This is a genomic window from Rhizobium sp. 2MFCol3.1, assembly GCF_000377565.1.
In the GTDB taxonomy this organism is placed as follows: domain Bacteria; phylum Pseudomonadota; class Alphaproteobacteria; order Rhizobiales; family Rhizobiaceae; genus Rhizobium.
On the sequence record NZ_KB898353.1, the window covers coordinates 572,378 to 591,469 of the forward strand.

17 protein-coding genes are annotated in these 19,092 nt (G+C 62.9%); 11 read left to right on the top strand and 6 right to left on the bottom strand.

Translation table 11 applies throughout. The annotated features are described in order from the left end of the window. Positions 1–189: 189 nt before the first annotated feature. The 6 genes from D460_RS0102400 (at position 190) to D460_RS0102425 (ending at position 8,583) form a co-directional block, all read left to right on the top strand. On the top strand, positions 190–1,116 hold the full coding sequence (locus D460_RS0102400) for a cation transporter (RefSeq protein WP_018896902.1): 927 nt from the start codon (positions 190–192) through the stop codon (positions 1,114–1,116). 146 nt (positions 1,117–1,262) lie between these two features. Next, positions 1,263–3,524 carry an arginine/lysine/ornithine decarboxylase gene (locus D460_RS0102405; RefSeq protein ID WP_018896903.1) on the top strand — a complete coding sequence of 754 codons (2,262 nt, stop codon included), beginning with the start codon at positions 1,263–1,265 and terminating at the stop codon, positions 3,522–3,524. After that, positions 3,521–5,884 carry an ornithine decarboxylase gene (speC, locus tag D460_RS0102410; protein ID WP_018896904.1) on the top strand — a complete coding sequence of 788 codons (2,364 nt, stop codon included), beginning with the start codon at positions 3,521–3,523 and terminating at the stop codon, positions 5,882–5,884. The genes D460_RS0102405 and speC overlap by 4 nt, the downstream gene beginning before the upstream one ends. Before the next feature lie 20 nt (positions 5,885–5,904). Then, a complete protein-coding gene (gene potE, locus D460_RS0102415; RefSeq protein WP_018896905.1) occupies positions 5,905–7,266 on the top strand; it encodes a putrescine-ornithine antiporter in 1,362 nt (453 codons plus the stop codon). An 84-nt stretch (positions 7,267–7,350) separates the two neighbouring features. Next, a complete protein-coding gene (locus tag D460_RS0102420; RefSeq protein ID WP_245267706.1) occupies positions 7,351–8,211 on the top strand; it encodes an amino acid ABC transporter substrate-binding protein in 861 nt (286 codons plus the stop codon). A 150-nt stretch (positions 8,212–8,361) separates the two neighbouring features. Next, positions 8,362–8,583, top strand: coding sequence for a hypothetical protein (locus D460_RS0102425; protein WP_245267698.1), 222 nt, complete (start codon positions 8,362–8,364; stop codon positions 8,581–8,583). A 27-nt stretch (positions 8,584–8,610) separates the two neighbouring features. Here the strand turns inward: D460_RS0102425 and D460_RS0102430 are convergent, their stop codons facing one another. The 5 genes from D460_RS0102430 to D460_RS0102450 form a co-directional block, all read right to left on the bottom strand. After that, a complete protein-coding gene (locus tag D460_RS0102430) occupies positions 8,611–9,732 on the bottom strand; it encodes an AI-2E family transporter (RefSeq protein WP_018896908.1) in 1,122 nt (373 codons plus the stop codon). Between the two features lie 43 nt (positions 9,733–9,775). Continuing rightward, a complete protein-coding gene (ppk2, locus tag D460_RS0102435; protein WP_018896909.1) occupies positions 9,776–10,624 on the bottom strand; it encodes a polyphosphate kinase 2 in 849 nt (282 codons plus the stop codon). Between the two features lie 18 nt (positions 10,625–10,642). Further along, entirely contained in the window at positions 10,643–12,358 is a 1,716-nt protein-coding gene (locus D460_RS0102440; protein ID WP_026282711.1) for a SulP family inorganic anion transporter, read from the bottom strand. An 82-nt stretch (positions 12,359–12,440) separates the two neighbouring features. Beyond that, a complete protein-coding gene (locus tag D460_RS0102445) occupies positions 12,441–13,598 on the bottom strand; it encodes an HlyD family secretion protein (RefSeq protein ID WP_018896911.1) in 1,158 nt (385 codons plus the stop codon). Beyond that, positions 13,598–13,951 (bottom strand): DUF3302 domain-containing protein, encoded by a 354-nt coding sequence (locus D460_RS0102450; RefSeq protein WP_018896912.1) that lies wholly within the window; start codon positions 13,949–13,951, stop codon positions 13,598–13,600. Before D460_RS0102450 ends, D460_RS0102445 begins: the two co-directional genes overlap by 1 nt. 324 nt (positions 13,952–14,275) lie before the next feature. Between D460_RS0102450 and D460_RS0102455 the strand changes: the two genes are divergently transcribed. The 3 genes from D460_RS0102455 to D460_RS0102465 all read left to right on the top strand — a co-directional run bounded on the left by D460_RS0102455 (position 14,276) and on the right by D460_RS0102465 (position 17,044). Then, positions 14,276–14,566: a hypothetical protein gene (locus D460_RS0102455; protein WP_018896913.1), complete on the top strand. Its 291-nt coding sequence runs from the start codon at positions 14,276–14,278 to the stop codon at positions 14,564–14,566. A gap of 66 nt (positions 14,567–14,632) precedes the next feature. After that, the gene (locus D460_RS0102460; protein ID WP_026282712.1) at positions 14,633–16,075 is read left to right on the top strand and encodes a DUF3300 domain-containing protein; all 1,443 of its coding nucleotides are present in this window, start codon (positions 14,633–14,635) and stop codon (positions 16,073–16,075) included. 57 nt (positions 16,076–16,132) lie between these two features. Beyond that, positions 16,133–17,044 carry a DUF2950 domain-containing protein gene (locus D460_RS0102465; protein WP_026282713.1) on the top strand — a complete coding sequence of 304 codons (912 nt, stop codon included), beginning with the start codon at positions 16,133–16,135 and terminating at the stop codon, positions 17,042–17,044. Positions 17,045–17,126: 82 nt separating this feature from the next. On the opposite strand, the gene D460_RS0102470 is transcribed toward D460_RS0102465, so the two are convergent. Next, entirely contained in the window at positions 17,127–17,594 is a 468-nt protein-coding gene (locus tag D460_RS0102470) for a hypothetical protein (protein WP_018896916.1), read from the bottom strand. 293 nt (positions 17,595–17,887) lie between these two features. Between D460_RS0102470 and D460_RS0102475 the strand changes: the two genes are divergently transcribed. Then, complete coding sequence (locus tag D460_RS0102475) at positions 17,888–18,316, top strand: hypothetical protein (protein ID WP_037110689.1); 429 nt, start codon at positions 17,888–17,890, stop codon at positions 18,314–18,316. A 4-nt stretch (positions 18,317–18,320) separates the two neighbouring features. Then, a complete protein-coding gene (locus D460_RS0102480; RefSeq protein ID WP_018896918.1) occupies positions 18,321–18,902 on the top strand; it encodes an OmpA family protein in 582 nt (193 codons plus the stop codon). Positions 18,903–19,092: the final 190 nt, after the last annotated feature.

Here is a 19,092-nt window from a genome sequence, read left to right on the forward strand (position 1 = left end):
GTTCACCGCTTTGGACCATGGCCGTCGGATGGTCCGGGATAGCATCCCGGCTTGTGCGGCCATCGGCATCCTCTTCCCAATCCGCAGGGCTCGCAATCCGGATCAATGCGTAGTACGCCGCCACGCCTGAAGCCTTCACCATTTGTGTGAACGCGCTAAAATGAGATGGGCAGACAAGCGGAGACAGTGATGCGGAACGAGCAGCGCTTTTTGACCATATCGATCGTGGCGACCGTCGTGGTGGCGGCTCTCGGCATCGTCTTCGGCATCATTTCCGGCTCATTTTCCATCGCCTTCGACGGCGTCTATTCGCTGGCCGATGCGGCGATGACCGGGCTTGCGCTCTGGGTGTCGAGCCTGATCGTGCGGTCGGCGGAGAGCAATGCCAAGTCCGGCCGCATCCGCAATCGCTTCACCATGGGCTTCTGGCATCTGGAGCCCATCGTGCTTCTGCTCAATGGTTGCCTGCTGATGACTGTCGCAGTCTACGCGCTGATCAATGCCGTCATCAGCGTCATCAATGGCGGGCATGAGCTGCATTTCGGCGCGGCGATCGTCTATTCCGGCGCCACGCTTGTCGTCTGCGTGGTCATGGCGTCGATCGGCATTGCGTTGAACCGCAGCCTGAAGTCCGATTTCATCGCGCTCGATATCAAGGCTTGGATCATGTCCGGCGGTATCGCGTTTGCCTTGCTTGTCGCCTTCGTGATCGGTCTTGCGGTGCTGCCGACGCCGATGGCCTGGATCGCCCGATATGTCGACCCCGTGGTGCTGGGCCTCGTCTGCCTCGTCATGATCCCGTTGCCGATCGGCACGATCTTGAAAGCGCTGAGCGAGGTGCTGCTGATCGCGCCCGTCGATCTGCAGGAGCATGTCGACCAGGTGGCGTCGGAGACCGTCGAGCGCCTTGGCTTCCTCTCCTATCGCGCTTATGTCGCGCGCGTCGGAAGGGCGACGGAGGTCGAGCTCTACTTCATCGTGCCCGAGGGGCTGCCCGCCAAGACGATCGAGGAGTGGGACGCGCTGCGCGACGATATCGGCGACCGGATCGGTGGAGAGGGGGCCAATCGTTGGCTGACCATCGCCTTTACCGCCGATGCCGAATGGGCCGAGTAGGCACCGGTTCTCTTAGCTGTATGCTTTTGCCTTCACGTTGACTGCAATCAACGACGGTCCGCAACCTGCCGTGTACCATCCGCCCAATCTCAGACGCGCGCAGCGGCATAACAGCCGCTGTCCAAACTTGGGTTCTGGAGGGGCGCATGGAATTCCACAAGTCATTTCCGATCGCAGTCATCGACGAGGATTTCGACGGCAAGAGCGCTGCCGGCCGCGGGATGCGCGATCTGGCTGCGGCCATCGAGGCGGAAGGTTTTCGTGTCGTCTCCGGCGTAACCTATGAGGATGCGCGGCGGCTGGTGCATATCTTCAACACCGAGTCCGCCTGGCTGGTTTCCGTCGACGGGACGGAGGACAAGGCGTCGCGCTGGCAGGTGCTGGAGGAGGTTCTGAGCGCCAAGCGCCGCAAGAACGACCGGCTGCCGATCTTCCTGTTCGGCGACGACACGACGGCCGAAGACGTGCCGGCCAGCGTGCTCCGCCACGCCAACGCCTTCCTGCGGCTTTTCGAGGATTCCGCCGAGTTCATGGCGCGCGCCATCGTTCAGGCGGCGCGCAATTATCTCGACCGACTGCCGCCGCCGATGTTCAAGGCGCTGATGGATTACACGCTGGAGGGCGCGTATTCCTGGCATACGCCGGGCCACGGCGGCGGCGTCGCCTTCCGCAAGAGCCCGGTCGGGCAGCTCTTCTACACCTTCTTCGGCGAGAACACGCTGCGGTCGGATATCTCGGTGTCGGTCGGTAGCGTCGGGTCGCTCCTGGATCACGTCGGGCCGATCGCCGAGGGAGAGCGCAACGCGGCGCGCATCTTCGGCACGGATGAGACGCTGTTCGTCGTCGGCGGCACATCGACCGCCAACAAGATCATCTGGCACGGCATGGTGGGGCGCGGCGATCTGGTGCTCTGCGACCGCAACTGCCACAAGTCGATCCTGCATTCGCTGATCATGACCGGCGCGACGCCGATCTATCTCATTCCCTCGCGCAACGGGCTCGGTATCATCGGGCCGATCTCCAGGGATCAGTTCACGCCCGAGGCGATCGCACAGAAGATCGCGGCCAGCCCATTCGCGGGCGAGACCAGCGGCAAGGTGCGGCTGATGGTGATCACCAACTCCACCTATGACGGCCTCTGCTACAATGTCGACGCCATCAAGGTGTCGCTGAAGGATTCAGTCGAGGTGCTGCACTTCGACGAGGCCTGGTATGCCTACGCGAATTTCCACGAATTCTACGATGGCTTCCACGGCATCTCATCGACGCAGCCGGCGCGCTCGCAGAACGCCATCACCTTTGCCACGCATTCGACGCACAAGCTTCTCGCGGCCTTCTCGCAGGCGTCGATGATCCACATCCAGCACGCCGAGAACAAGAAGCTCGACGTCACGCGCTTCAATGAAGCCTTCATGATGCATACCTCGACCTCGCCGCAATACGGCATCATCGCGTCCTGCGATGTCGCCGCGGCGATGATGGAGCAGCCGGCCGGCCGCGCGCTGGTGCAGGAGACGATCGACGAGGCCATCAGCTTCCGCCGGGCGATGAACGCGGTGCGCGGGCAGATGGGGCAGAGCTGGTGGTTCGACGTGTGGGAGCCCACGATCGCCGAGGAGACGCCGAGCGATACGCATGCGGAGTGGGTGCTGAAGCCGGGCGATGCCTGGCACGGCTTTACCGGGCTTGCCGAAAACCATGTGATGGTCGATCCGATCAAGGTCACCATCCTGTCGCCGGGGCTTTCGGCGGATGGGACGATGCAGGCGCACGGGATACCGGCGGCTGTTATCACCAAGTTCCTCTCCTCGCGCCGGATCGAGATCGAGAAGACCGGGCTTTACTCTTTCCTCGTGCTGTTTTCGATGGGGATCACGCGCGGCAAGTGGAGCACGCTCGTCACCGAGCTCATCAATTTCAAGGATCTCTACGACAGCAACGCGCCACTGACGCGGGCGCTGCCGGCGCTGGCCGCCGCTCATCCCGAGGCCTATGGCAATATGGGCCTGCGCGATCTCTGCGAGCAGATCCACGCCATCTACCGCAAGGACGACGTGCCAAAGGCGCAGCGCGAGATGTATACGGTGCTGCCCGAGATGGCGCTGCGGCCGGCCGATGCCTACGACCATCTCGTCAAGGGGCGGATCGAGAGCGTCGAGATCGACAAGCTGATGAACCGCATCCTGGCGGTGATGATCGTTCCCTATCCGCCGGGTATTCCGCTAATCATGCCCGGCGAGCGGATCACCGAAACGACGAAGTCCATCCAGGATTACCTGCTTTACGCGCGCGATTTCGACCGCAAGTTCCCGGGCTTCGAGACCGATATTCACGGCCTGCGCTTCGAGGCCGGCAGCAACGGCCGCCGCTACCTCGTCGATTGCGTGGCGGAGGGGGCGATCCAATGATCCCGCGCGACGTGAAGTCCCCGACGGTCGCGATACCGTTCAACAAGATGCTGAAGATCGTCGCGGTCGTCGATCGCGACAACCGCCAAGTGCAGGAGCTGCTGGCGCAGCTTGCCGCCGACAATTTCGAGGTCGAGCTTCGCGATGACTACACGGCCGACGTTTCGGAAGACGCCTCGGTGGGCGCCTATATCGGCTCCGTGGAAGGCGGGTTGCTTCCCTATGCGCGCGGCTTTCTCCGCTCGCTGCGCGAGGCGGGTTTCCGCACGCCGGTCTGGGCGATGGCGGATACGCTCAGTATCTCGGACATGGACGTCGTCGAGATGGCGGGCGAGGTGGATGGCTTCGTCTATCTCGGCCAGCAGACGCCGGCCTTCTATGCCAAGCAGATCGTCTCCAGCCTGATCAACTACGGCAAGTCGCTGCTGCCACCGTTCTTCGGCGGCATGATGGCCTATGATGGCGAAGCGAATATCGCCTTCGATTGCCCTGGCCACCAGGGCGGGCAGTTTTATCGCAAGTCTCCGGCCGGGCAGCTGTTCTTCAAGTATTTCGGCGAGAGCATCTTCCGCAACGATCTCTGCAATGCCGACGTCGATCTCGGCGATCTCCTGATCCACGAAGGCCCCGCCGTCGAGGCGCAGAAGCAGGCGGCGCGGATCTTCGGGGCGGATCGCACCTATTTCATCCTGAACGGGACGAGCACCTCCAACAAGGTGGTGACCAACGCGGTGCTGCGCGCCGGCGATCTCGTGCTGTTCGATCGCAACAATCACAAGTCGCTGCATCAGGGCGCGCTGGTGCAGGCCGGCGCGATCCCGATCTATCTGCCGACGGCGCGCAATTCCTTCGGCATGATCGGCGCCGTCGACTGGGCGGCGTGGGACGAGGGCTGGCTGCGTCAGCAGATCGCGGCCCATCCGCTTCTGGCGGATAAGAGCCGGGCCAATGCCGAGCGGCCCTTCCGGCTCGCCTGCATCCAGCTCGCCACCTATGACGGCACGATCTACAATGTCCGCCAGGTGATGGAGAAGATCGGCCATCTCTGCGACTACGTGCTCTGGGACGAGGCCTGGATCGGCTACAACGCCTTCCATCCGCTGTTCGAGGGCCATAGCCCGATGCGGCTCAAGGACCTCAAGCCCGACATGCCCGGCCTGTTTTCGACGCAGTCGGTGCACAAGCAGGGGGCGGGCTTCTCGCAGGCGTCGCAGATCCACAAGCGCGACGAACATATCAGCGACCAGCGCCGCTTCATCGAGCACAAGCGCTTCAATGAATCGCTGCTGATGCATGTCTCGACATCGCCCTTCTACCCGCTGTTCGCCTCGCTCGACGTCAATGCGAAGGTGCATGAGGGCAAGGCCGGCGAGATGCTTTGGGACCGCTGCATCGGTCTCGGGATCGAGGTTCGCAAGAAGCTGCGCGGTTTCGTTCAGCACTACGAGAGCAAGGCGACGAGCGTCGAGGAACAGTGGTTCTTCGATCCCTTTGTACCGGACAAGATCTCCGTCACCGGCTCGAAACACACCGGCGATCTCGCGGGCATAAGGTGGGAGGACGTGCCGACCGATGTCTTGAAGCGCGAGCAGCAGTGCTGGCGGTTCGATCCGGAGGCGACGTGGCATGGCTATGCCGGTTACGCGCCCGGCTACACGATGGTCGATCCCAACAAGCTGACGCTTCTGACGCCGGGTATCGACCGGAAGACCGGCGAGTACCGCGATTTCGGCATCCCGGCGACCGTCGTTGCCAACTATCTGCGCGAGCAGCGCGTCGTGCCGGAGAAATGTGATCTCAACAGCCTGCTCTTCCTGCTGACGCCGGCCGAAGACGAGAGCAAGCTCAACACGCTGGTCGCCAAGCTGGTGAAGTTCAAGAACCTGTGGGACCGCGATGCACCGTTGCAGGATGTGTTGCCGACGGTCTTTGCCGCCAATCGCGAGCGTTATCAGGGCTATACCGTGCGGCAGGTCTGCAAGGAGATGCACAGCTTCTACCGCTCTGCCGGCGTCAAGGAGCTGCAGCGCCTGTGCTTCCGTTCCGAGAGCTTTCCGGAGCCGGCGATCTCGTCGAAGCAGGCTTACGAGGCGCTGGTCGCCAACAATGTCGACTACGTGCCGCTGTCGGAAGCCGCCGGGCGCATTTCGGCGACGCTGGCGCTGATCTATCCGCCAGGCATCGGCGTGATCGTGCCCGGAGAGCGCTGGGACGAGCGCGCGCGGCCGATGCGCGATTATTTCCTGGCCTTCGAGGAGTCCTTCAACCGCTTCCCGGGCTTCAACTACGAGGTCCAGGGCGTGTTCCAGGAACGGATCGATGGGCGCATCAAGTTCCACACATATGTCGTGCGCGAGTAGGGCGAGGGGAGAGTGTCATCATGACCGATCACACAATGCATGCTGCGGCCGATACCACGGCCAAGAAGAAGATGAACCTGATGCAGCTGACCTTCATCGTCGCCGTCAACATGATGGGGTCGGGCATCATCATGCTGCCGGCAAACATGGCGCAGGTTGGCGCCATCTCGCTGCTCTCCTGGATCGTCACCGCGCTCGGCTCGATGGCGATCGCCTATGGTTTCGCGCAGGCCGGCCTGTTCAACCAGCGGCCCGGCGGCATGTCGGCCTATGCCGAGGATGCCTACGGCAAGGACGGCTATTTCCTCGTGTTCTTCCTGTATTTCCTGTCGCTGGCGATCGGCAATGTCGCGATCGGCATCTCGGCGGTAGGCTATCTCGCCGGGTTCTTTCCGGTGCTGACCTCGACGCCCGTCATGACCTGCGTCGCGCTGATCGCTCTCCTGTGGCTCACCACGGCTGCCAATTTCGGCGGTCCGCGCATCACCGGGCGGATCGGGTCGATCACCGTGTGGGGCGTCATCATCCCGGTCGGACTGCTCTCGATCATCGGCTGGTTCTGGTTCAGCTCGAGCACGTTCGGTGCTGCCTGGAACCCGAAGGGGCTGACGCTGGCGCAGGGGATGGGATCCAGCATCTCGCTGACGCTCTGGGCGTTCCTCGGCATGGAGTCCGCGGCGCAGAATTCCGATGCCGTCGAGAATCCGAAGCGTGACGTGCCGCTTGCCTGCATGTTCGGCACGCTCGGCGCCGCCGTCATCTACATCCTGTCGACGACGGTGATCCAGGGCATCGTGCCGAATGCCGATCTTGCGGCCTCGACCGGTCCCTTCGCGCTTGCCTATGCGACGATGTTCAATCCGACGATCGGCTCGATCATCATGGCGCTCGCGGTGCTTGCCTGCGTCGGGTCGCTGCTCGGCTGGCAATTCACCATCGCGCAGACGGCCCGCACGGCGGCGCAGGAGCGGATGTTCCCGGCGATCTTCTCGCGCGTGAACCAGATGGGCGCGCCCGTCCAGGGCATGATCATCCTCGGCATCGTGCAGACTGGGCTTGCCCTGATGACGATCTCGCCGACGCTCAACGAGCAGTTTTCCGCGCTCGTCAACCTCGCGGTCGTCACCAACGTGCTTCCCTATATCGTGGCGCTTTCGGCTCTCTTCGTGATGATGAAGAAGGCGGGCGTGCCGCCGGCGAAGTACCGGCTGAACTCCATCATCGCCACGCTCGGCATGCTCTACAGCGTGTTCGCCATCTATGCCTCGGGCAAGGACGCGGTGCTTGGCGGAATGCTGGTGACGGGTATCAGCTTCATCATCTACGGCCGGATCGCGCCGCGCTTTGCCAGCGGCCTGAACCGTGTCGCGGCGGCAGAATAGTTCCGGGGAGGATGCGTCATGCAACAGAAAAAGCGTTTCAAGACATTGCTGACCGCGTCGATCCTCGCCGGCGCGGCCGCCTCCATGGCGCTGTCGTCCGCCGAAGCGCAGACGCTCGACCGGATCAAGACGAGCAGTTCGCTGAAGCTCGGCTATGAGCCGGATGCCCGGCCGTTCTCGTTCAAGACCGAGCAGGCGGCACCCGGCGGCTACGCGGTTGCGCTTTGCGGGAAGATCGCCGACAGCCTGAAAACGGCGCTGAACCTGCCGCAGCTGAATGTCGAATGGGTGCCGCTGACGGACAAGGGGCGGGAGCCGGCGATAAAGGACGGGACGGTGGATCTCGTCTGCGGGGCCGAGCCGATCACGCTCACTCGTCGCGCCGAAGTGTCCTTCTCGCTACCGATCTTTCCGAGCGGCACGGGCGTGGTCCTGAGCAAGAGCGCACCCTTGGCGTTGACCGAGGTTCTGGCCTATGGGCAGCCCACTAGCCGGCCGATCTGGCGCGGCTCTCCCGCTCGTACCATTCTCGAGCACAAGACCTTCTCGTCGATCGCGGGAACGACCAGCGAGCGCTGGCTGGCTGACCGAATCAAGACCTTCCAGCTGGCGGCGACATCCGTGCCGGTGGAAAGCTATGCAATCGGTATCGAGCGTGTCGTCGACGGCAGTTCGGCAGCACTCTTCGGCGACATGCCGCTTCTCATGGACGCCGCGGCCCGCAGCGACAATGCCGGCAATCTCGTGGTGCTGAGGCGGCATTTCACCTATGAGCCGCTGGGGCTGGAACTGGCGCGCGGCGACGAAGACTTCCGGCTTGCCGTCGATCGCGCGCTCAGCCAGACTTATGCCTCGGCCGACTTCGTGGAGCTCTTCACGACATGGTTCGGTATGCCCGACGAGGCGATCGTCACCTTCTTCCGGCAGACCGCGCTGCCGGAGTGAACCGGCCGCTGGCCCGCCTCATAATGGCTGTTTGTCGATAAAAAGCGATATTTGTTGCATCGCGGAACAATCCGACACCCTCAGGGATTCGTACAAGGAGTACGAATGCGGAGGTAAACCATGAACCGGGAGCGCGGACGGAGGAGGCTGATGCTCAGACTGCCGGATATCCGGCATGTGCTGGCAGGTGTGCCCACGGAAGCGCTCGGTGACATGTTCGAGTCCTACGCATTGGCTGCAGACGCGCTCGACCGGTTTCGCAGCGAACTGCCGCTGCAGGAAAGTCTGATCGCGGAATATTCCGAGCTGTGTGATGAGATCGAGCAGGAGGTCATCCTCTATTGCTCCGGAGGACTCAGATCTCAGGGGTGAGGTCGTTCAGCCTTCTTTTGTCCTTGCTCAATCAATCGGCATAAGCGGCTTTGTTTCCGTGTTTTCACGCGGCGGCCAGGCCCAGGCGCGCAGCAGTTCGTAGAACACGCTGAGCACGATCGGCCCGAGGAACAGGCCCAGCAGCCCATAGGATAGCGTGCCGCCGATAACCCCGATCAGGATCACCAGCATCGGCGTCGAGAGACCTTTCGCCATCAGGATCGGCTTCAGGACGTTGTCGACCAGCATGATCGGCACCGCCACGACGGTCAGTGCCAGGGCGACCGATGTCGGCCATGAGAGCCAGCCCCAGATGATCGCCGGCACGAGGACAAGCCCCGGACCCAGCTGCATCACGCACAGCATGAAGATGATGAAGGTCAGTGCGCCCCGCGCGGGCAGGTCGAAGAAGGCGAAGCACAGGCCGCACATCAGCGTCTGCAGGAAGGCAACGCCGATGACGCCGCGCGAGACATTCCTGACCGTCGTCCCCGCGAGCTTGGCGAAGCCGACGCCCCGGTCGCCGGCGACGCGGCTTGCCAGAACCTGAATGGTTTCGGCGAGCCGCGTCGACTGGGTGAGGAAGAAGCCGGAGAGGATGACGGAGGCGACGAAGCTCAGCACGCCGCCGCTGATCGAGGCGAGCTTAGCGACCACGATGCCCATCACATGCAGGATCGGCTTTTGATACTCGATGATGTTGGAGGCGAGATCGCCGGCCACCTTGTTCCAGCCGGCATAGAGTCGTTCGCCAATGACGGGCCATGCGCGAATGCTCTCGGGTGCTGCCGGCAGCGCGAAGCTCTCCGCCTGGAGCTTGCCGACCAGCCCTTCCACCGCATCAGCGAAGTTGACCGCCACGAGCGCCACGGGCGCGATGATGAGCACGAGGCAGGCGACGACGATGACCGTCGCGGCAATCACCGGCCGGTTGCCGATCAGGCGCGAGAGCGCGTTGAACATCGGGTAGAGCGCGACGGCAAGGATGGCCGACCAGACGACGATCAGCGCGAACGGCGCGATGAGCAGCACCGTCCAATAGGCGAAGAGGCCGATGATCCCAAGGCGCACAAGGTCGCTGACCCTTGCCTCGATCGAGATCTGTCCGGCGTCCTTCGCCGCCATGCTCAGGTCGTTCGTCTGGTCCATCGTCATATCCCACGCCGCACTTTTGCTGGAACTGCGCTAGGCCTCATTGCGTCGTGTCGGGAACGACATGGCGGACGCTGCCGTCCTCGATGAAGTCCGACGGCCGCTTCTGGCGTTTGCCGAGATCGGGCTCCTCGAACTTGATGCGCTCGTAGGGAATGGACTGCAGAATGTGCGAGATGCAGTTGATCCGGGCGCGCTTCTTGTCGTCCGAGGGAACGATCCACCATGGAGCGTGATTGCTGTCGGTCATCCGGAGCATCTCGTCATAGGCGCGGGTATAGTCCCACCAGCGCTGATAGGACTCCACGTCCATGGGGCTCAGCTTCCACTGCCGGACCGGGTCGTCGATGCGGCGCCGGAAGCGACGCTCCTGCTCCTCCTCGCTGACCGTCAGGAAGTATTTGAGCAACGTCACGCCACTCTCGACGATCGCCGCCTCGAAACGCGGCGCGAGTTCGAGGAAACGCTGCACCTTCTTCTCGCTGCAGAACCCCATGACGCGGTCGACGCCGGCGCGGTTGTACCAGCTGCGGTCGAAGATCACGACTTCGCCGGCGGCCGGCAGATAGTTGATGTAGCGCTGCATGTAGATTTGCGATTTTTCGCGTTCGGTGGGGGCGGGCAGCGCGATGACGCGGAAGACGCGCGGGCTGACCTTTTCGGTGATCCGCTTGATCATGCCGCCCTTGCCGGCGGCGTCGCGGCCTTCGAAGACGATGACCACCCGGGCGCCCGATTTCTTGACCCACGCCTGGAGATGCGCCAGCTCCACCTGCAGGCGGGCGATCTGCTTGTCGTAATCCCACGACTTCTTTTTCTTCTTGTCCTTGCCGTTGGACTTTGCCGATGGCTCCGGGTCGTGACCCTTGGTTTCCAGTATCTCGTCCATGGTTCTCCCTCCGTGCTCTTAAACCGTGCTGCCTGCCGACCTCGCGTCCGGCTGGTCGTAATTTCCGATCAGCGCGCGCAGCGCTTCTTCCCTGCCGTTGAAGATGTTGTCCGGGCCGATCGTCCTGATGACGCCGGCGCGGCTGAGAATGCCGCGGCTCTCCTCGCTGAGATCGGCGATCGCGAAGGTGATGTTTCGCTTGGCGAGGATTTCGGCCACGGCCTCGAGTGCTGTGGCGCCCGTGCTGTCGATATGGGTGATCGCGCTGGCATCGAGCACAAGGCATCGGGTTTCGGCGGGCAGGTTGCGCGCCACCGAAGTCAGGCGGTTTCTGATGTAATCTGCGTTGTAGAAGAGGATGCTGCCCTGTACCGCGAAGACGGCGGCGCCGTCGACCGGGCGCGCTTCGGGGTGGCGGGCAAGGTCGAAGAAGCCGTGCCGGCCGTCGATGCGGCCAAGCAGGCCGTCGCGTGGAAACATCGTCTGGCGCAGCAGATAGACCAGTGTTGCGGCGACCGCGACGATGACGCCGTTGAGGACGCCGAAGCTGATGGCGCCCCACATGGCGATCAGCGCGAAGATGAACTCCATGCGGCTGATGCGCCAGATCTTGCGCAGTTCGTGGACGTCGATGAGGCTGATCGCCGCCATGGCGAGGATTGCGGCCAGCGCCGGAATGGGAAGGATGCGCAGCGCGCTGTGCAGGAAGACGAGGGCCGCGATCAGCGTTGCCGCCGAGACGAGGCCGGCCGCCTGCGAGACGCCGCCGGTCGACACGTTGATCGCCGTGCGGGAATCCGAAACGCTGATTGGAAACGAGCCGAACAGCCCCGGCGCGATGTTGGCGGCGCCGAGGCCTATCAGCTCCTGGTTCGCATCGACCTCTTCGCCGGTGCGCGAGCCGAAGCTGCGGGCTGCCACGATGCCCGCGCCGAAGCTCACCAGAAAGATCGCGGCGGAGCCGAGTATGATCTTGTCGAGTGGCATCTGGTGGAGCGCGGGCAGCGAGAAGCTTGGCAGGCCGCTCGGGATGTCGCCGACGACGGCGATGCCGCGCCCCTGAAAATCGAAGATGGCCGAGAGCACGACCGAGAGGACGACGACCAGCACCGGCCCCGGAATCTTGAGCTGGAACGCCCGGACGAGCCACAGCAGCGCGAACATCGCAAGGCCGAGGAGCAGCGAGGGCCAGTGGATCAGGCCGCTCTTGCCGGCGATCTCGACCAGCGGCGGGACCAGCCCGTCGGATTCGATCTTCACGCCGGTGAAGCGGCCGATCTGGCCGACGAGGATCGACAGCGACACGCCGGCGAAGAAGCCGACGAGAATGGGGCGCGAGAGGAAGCTTGCGAGAACGCCGAGGCGCAGCAGCTTGGCGGCGATGCAGCAGATGCCGACGCCGAGCGCGAGTGCCGCCGCGATGGCGACCCGATCGACCGGCGTGCCGGCGGGGTAGGCGGCGACGATCGTGCCCATCGCCGCGGCAAGCACTGTCATGGTGGCCGCATCGGGGCCGACGACGAGGAGCCGCGAGGGGCCGAAGATCGCGTAGGCGATCGGCGCGACGATGCTGGCGTAGATGCCCGTTTCCGGGGGAAGACCGGCAATGGCGGGATAGGCGATGGCGCTCGGCAGGCCGACGGCCGCAATCGACAGCCCGGCCGGGATATCGCTCTTCAGCCAATCCCTGCTGAAACCGCTCAGGCCTCGCAACATCGGAAGACTGCCTATCACCGCGGGCTCCTTATTACTTCGTCATCGCTATTCCCATGTTCGTGCCGGCCCCACCCATAAGAGCGGGACCGGCCTTCTCCCCTCAATGCTCAAGGAAGACGTAGTTCATCCAGCTGCTCATCCGCAGCAGCACCTTTCTCAAGACCGCGACGTGGTGCCAGTGGTGGGTGTAGACGGCGACCTCGGCGACGACACCGCCGGGTAGCTGGTAGCCCTCGGTGCTCTCGAGGAGCTCGATGCTGGCGATCGTCTGGCCGGGGGCTGCGCGTTCGGGCGATTGCGGGTCGATCAGCGCGCCGGAGGGCTGCAGCTGGCCTTGCGCCATCACGTCGATGATCCCCTGCACGCGCGCCTTGAAGATCTTGCCGGGAACCGCCTTGAAGGCGACTTCGGCATCGTCGCCGACATTGACGCGTTGCAGCGAGTTCTGGATGAAGGCGGCGCCCAACATCTGGTCCTGGCTGTCGATGAAGACCATGACCGGGCGCAGCGGTAGCGGGTTCGCCATCATGCCAGGGCGGAGGAAGACCTGGGTGACGTAGCCGTCGCTGGGGGCGCGGACCGTCGTCTGATCGAGCTCGTATTCAGCGTTGGCGAGCTCGGCCTGCAGGCGGGCGACGGTGGGGTTCGTGCCGTTGATTTCCGATTCATAGGCCAGTCTTGCCTGCGTGGCCTGGGCGCGTGCGGTATCGACCGCGGCCTCGGCCGTAAGGTAGAGGCCCCTGCGGTTTTCGACTTCGAGTTCGGAGTAGACGGCGCCACGACCGCTCGACTTGGCGTTTTCGTTGGACGCCTGGAATTTCTCGAAGGCCTGCAACGAACGATCCCTGGAGGCTTCGGCGCCGGTGACGGCCGCGTTGGCGGCGTCGAGTGCTGCTTTCAACTGCAGCACCGTCTGCTTGGCCTCGGCGAGCGCCGCCGTCTTCTGGTCGACGGTGAACTGATAGGGGCGCGGATCGATGCGGAAGAGGACGTCACCCTTTTTCAGCGGCGCATTGGGCGTCACCGGCACCTCGATCACCTGGCCGCCGACCGTCGGGATGACGGGCGCGGATGTGAAGTAGATACGCGCGTCGCTGGTGTAGGGATGATTGTAGCTCATCAGCAGCAGCAGCGTGCCGATCAGGAAGATGCCGCCGAGAACCGATGTCGCCAGCGTCCACTGGTTCACCGGGATGCGGAAGATCTTGAAGATCGCGTAGCAGAGCGCCGCGTAGGTCAGTATGAGAAGCAGGTCCATCAGGCGTTCTCCCTCTCCGATGTCTGGCCTTCCGACTGGCCTTCGAGTTCCGCGATGCGGGCATGCAGGCGTGCGATTTCAGCGTTGGCCTCCTGCGCCGGCGACAGTTTGCCATCGCTGCGGATGCCCCAGCCGCGGTCCTCGCGGTAGATCGTTGCCCAGATGAACAGGAACGGCCAGATGGCGTGGAGGGTGAACAGGCTCACCCATCCCGCGACATGGATCGCATCCTGATGCGGATGGTTTCTGGCCTTTGCCATCAGGTGCGGGATGTCGTGGATCGCGATCACTGCGTAAAACAATGTGATCACGACGAAGAACAGAACGCCCAGTGCGAAATAGTCGAGGAACACGGTTTTTGCCTTTCGACAACGAATGGTCGACCTCAGCGGGTGCGGGGAATACGCAAAAACAATAGACCTGCGTTGGCGGCGATGCCCGTAGCATCACGTAACATCTATCGGATCAGGGGCGGGCGAGTAGCTCTTCGCTGTCATGCGAGACATCGCCGATCGTCGACCTTGGCGCGCGAATTGACGTGGTCCGTATCCTTCAATCGTCAACCGCACGGAGCGCGGATGCCGCGTATCTTCGCGTATCTTACGTCTGCGCCCGCGCTCAATCGCCCTATAATCAGCTGGTCTTCCTGGGGGGGAGATCGGCGGTGGGGGCGTGCGATGAGCTGGAGAGTAAGCAATGTACCGCGACTGTCCGCACTCGCCGTCGCCGAGGTTCATTTCCCTGAGAAGGCCAAGAGGGTCCGGCATCTCTACCAGGTCAGCGAAACGTTCCGCAGCATGTGCGAGGACCTCGCGGTGATCCTGGAGACGCTGACCCACCTCGACGATCTTCCGCGCACGGAGCGGGAGGCGCGTCGGCAGGAATACAAGGAACTGGAGAAGGCGCTTCTCAGCGAAATCGGCGAGGCGCTGTCGCAATCGAACGTCGTATCGCTCAAGCGCTCCTGAGTGCTCGGACATGGAGCGCGCCAAGAGCAGCATTCATCGCCATTTGCACGGAAAGGTCGACGCGTCATGAAATCAAGATCGTTCAGACTAACCGCTGGCCTGACAACTGGTTTGACGGCGCTGGCGCTCATCTCCATGCAGGAGCCATCCTCTGTGTTCGCGCAAACGGCGGCTCCCGCTGCCGCGCCGGCCCCGGCGGCACCTGCTGCCACGACCGACCTCTTGTCCGAGGATGAGCTGGAGGTGCTGGTCGCCCGTATCGCGCTTTATCCGGACGAACTGGTCGCAGCGATTTCGGCGGCGTCGCTTTTCCCGCTGCAGATCATCGAGGCGCAACGCTTCCTGGACTCCAAGAAAAAGAACGCCGATCTCAAGCCCAAGGATGACTGGGACGGCAGCGTCATTTCGCTGCTGAACTATCCCGACATCGTGAAGATGATGAGCGACGATCTCGACTGGACGCAAAAGCTCGGCGATGCGCTAACCAACCAGCAGAAGGATGTGCTCGTTGCCATCCAGCAGCTGCGCGACGAGGCGGTGGCGAAGAACATCATCAAGACCGACGACAAGGTGACCGTCGTCACCGAAAACAACAACGTGGTGATCCGCCCGACCGATCCTCAGAAGGTCTATATCCCGCAATATGAGCCGCAGATGCTCTACGAGCCGGGCTACGCGGCAGAGCCGATCTCCTATTATCCGAGTTCCTATGACAACTATTACTATCCGGGCGCCGCGTTTTTCGCGGGTGCTGTCACCGGCGTCGCCTGGGCGGCGATCGTCAACTGGGACGATTGGGGGGTCTGGGGCGGCCGGTGGAACGGTGATGTCGATATCGATTGCAACAACTGCTTCAACGACCGGAACTTCAACGGCAAGGTCAAGTGGAACGATGTCGACTGGACGAAGGTCGACCGCAGCAAGCTCAGCATCGACAAGAGCCAGTTCGCCAATCTCGATCGCACCGCGATCAAGTCCGGCCTTGAGGGCGACAAGCGCAACCAGCTGAAGAACCAGGTCGGCGACCGCCGGGCTGATCTCGGGGCAGGGGGACGCAACACGGCGGCCCGCGCCGACGATATCCGCAAGGGAACAGTCAACGGCCTGAAGACCAACGGTAAGCCGGGCATCGCCAACAGACCGGCGGACCGCCCGAATGCCGGCAACCGTCCGGCGAATTCCTCTCGTCCGGACGCTCGCCCCGGCAATGCCGGGGCCAATCGTCCATCGAAGGGCAATGTGAAGAAGAATTCCGGCGCGCCGAAGATGGCGGCGAGGCCGGACAACCGCTCTCGGCCCAACGCGCTCGGCAACCCGCAATCGTCAGGACGCCGCGAAGCCATTGCGTCACAACGTGGCGGCCAGAGCATGGGTGGCGGTCAGCGCGGCGCGCCGCGCGCGCAGAGCCGCCCTGCACCGAGGTCTTATGCCGGCGGCGGCGGGCGTGGCGGTGGCGGTCATTCGCGTCCGCCGCCACGGCGCGGCGGTGGCGGCGGTGGAAGACGATAGGATCTGACCGGGTTTCCAGAGCCAATGGAGGCAACCATGGCATTGCGACTGAAGTTGATGCGTTTGCTGGTTGGCGTGGTCCTGCCCTTGACGTTCGCAAGTTCGTCCTTAGCGCAGACCGCCCTCTCGGAGTTCATCGGCAAGGCGCCGCAACCGTCCTTCGACACGCCTGACATGGCGCTCGACAAGCTGAAGGCGGTGCTGGCGGCGAACGATCTGAATGGGCTTGCGGAGCTGCTCGGGCTGAAGGCCGACAAGCTCAAGGACAACAACGCGGCCATGGTCAGCTATGCGCTGATCCGCGAGGGCGCGTCGCGGCTGATGAAGCTGGAGGATCTCGATGGCCGCAAGGTCGTCGCCATCGGCGACAGGCTCTGGCCGCTGCCGTTTCCGCTGACGAAGGGCGCCGACGACAAGTGGACCTTCGACACGCGCACCGGGCTGGAGGAGATCGTCAACCGCCGCATCGGCGAAAACGAGCTCGCGACGATCGAGACCATCCATAATTTCGTCATCGCCCAGCACATCTATGCCTCTGAGGATCGGACTGGTTCTGGCATCTACGAGTATGCGCAGAAGCTGATCAGTTCGCCCGGCAAACGGGATGGGCTCTATTGGCAGGCCGGCCCCGGCGACGAGGACAGCCCGGCCGGCCCACTGATCGAGACCGCCGCCTTCGGCAAGGCCAAGCGCGGCGAGGGCTACTTCGGGTATCACTACCGGATATTGACGGGGCAGGGCGACAACGTGCTCGGCGGCAAGCAGAGCTACATCGTCAACGGTCACATGACGGCGGGCTTCGCGGTGATTGCCTGGCCGGTCAAGTACCGGGAGACAGGTGTGCAGACATTCATCGCCAATGGCATGAGTGTGATCTACCAGCGCGACCTCGGGCCGGAGACGGAGAAGAAGGCGGCGGCGATCAAGACCTTCAATCCCGACAACAACTGGTCGGTCGTGTCCGAATAGGCCGATACGCATTCGGGTGGCGGCTGTCCGAAACAACCGCCACCCGTCAAATCGATGCGCTCGTGCTGCCCCTCCCGGGGCTTTATTTGACCGGGGGTTCCCAGGTCAGGAACAGGCCGACATCGCCGGGCATGCCTCCGGGGAAGTCGATGATCATGGCCTTCAAGCCATAGCCCTGAGGCTTGGCAAGCTGCTCGAAGAGGTCGAGAAGCTCCTTCGCCTTGCCCTGAAGCGTCTTCTGCCATCCTGGAAGGCTGTTGTTGATGGCGCGGCCGCCGTCGTCGCAGAAGCTCGAGGGGAAGCTGTAGATCATCGCTTCGTATTTACCGTCCGCCGCGGCCTTCATGACGAGGCGCTTGATCATCGCGCGTTCCTTCTCGTCGATATGCTTGCTGAAGAAGTCCTCGACGAACTCGGCATGCTTTTCAGCTTCTCGCGCCTTGATCTTCTCGTCGCGCTCCATTTCGGCGATCTGGAGCTCAAGGGCGCGTTTGCGCAGTTCTTCGGCGCTGGCCATGGAATGGGGTGCGGATGTCTGCGTCGATGTCATCTCTACGTCCTCCAAGTTCATCCTCAGGGGATGATAGGGCGGATGGAGAGGCGAAGGCAGTATGATACGCGGGGGTGGCTGTAAGATACGGTATGTTACGGCTGTGGCCCGGAATGGCCTGGAAAAGGCTTCAAATGCTGGCCGTCGAGGTCGATCCTGGCCTCGTTGCAATCGTGTGGCCGCTCCATTTCCGGCCCGCCGGGGCCGATGTGCGTTACGGTAATATACGCTCCATTCGCGCGACATCATGCCATCGTCCCGCCCGTCGATGTGACCAGTCAGGGACGGATAGGATGAAAAGATCAACACGAGGGATTCTGATAACGGCCGTTGCGTGTGTCTCCATGGGCCTTGCCTGGGGAGCCTCGGCGCAGACCTTGAGCTATGCGGATGCGGTGACGAAACTCGCAAGCGATTGCGGCACCGACATCCAGAAACTGTGCAAGGGACTGAACCTCGGCAGCGGCCGCATTGCCGATTGCCTACAGCAGAACGCGGCCAAGGTCTCGCCGAGCTGCAAGGCCTCGCTCGGCACCGTCTTCCAATCGATCACGACGCGCGAACAGGCGCAGACGGCCTATGAACGCGTCTGCCAGCGCGACATGTCGAAGAGCTGCAACGGCATCAAGGGAGACGGCTTCGTGCTTGCCTGCCTGATCAAGAAGCAGCCGCGCGTCAGCGATGAATGCAATCAGACGATCACCAATGCCGGATGGAGATGAGACGATGAAGCGGGTTCTTTCTAAAGCAATCATTCTCGCGGCGGCGGTTATCCTCGTTCCTGCCCTGGCATCCGCACAGGAAGTATCGCAGGAGCGCATCGTCAAGGGGCTCGGCAAGCTCACCTCTGCTGCGCCAGCCATCGATCTGGAAATCCTGCGGCAGGAGGCGATCAGCGGCGGCAGCAAGCAGATGTCGGAGTTGCCGAACTGGAAGCGTATCGCCAAGCTGCCGCAGATGGTGGTCGAGATCAATTTCGAGAACGACTCCGTCGCGATCCAGCCGAGTTCCTACCGCACGCTCGGCTTGCTTGCCGACGCGCTGCATCATCCGAACCTCTGGGACTATAAATTCCTGGTGGTCGGGCACTCGAGCTCGACGGGCGACGAGAAACACAATCTCGACCTCAGCGAGCAGAGGGCGGCTGCCATCAAGGAGGCCCTGTCCACGACCTTCGCGGTCGATCCGCAGCGCCTTTATGCCGTCGGCGTCGGCGAATACATGCCGATCCCGGGCACGGATACGACAGGATCGAACAACCGGCGCGTACAGCTGATCAATCTCGGTGTTTTCACGAAGAAGTCCTGAGTGAGAGCAGGGGCGTTATCTCCCGTACTCTGCCAGCTTATGGGTCTATTGTTTGAGCCGTTCCGTCTGTGATGAGCCGGGACGGCCTGCGATCAGTCTTAGCGATGTGGGTTCTTGGTCCGAAATCGATGCGTCCGGTGATGACGTCATGCTGGATTCGGAGCTATTAGCGTCTCGCTCGTCACCGCCC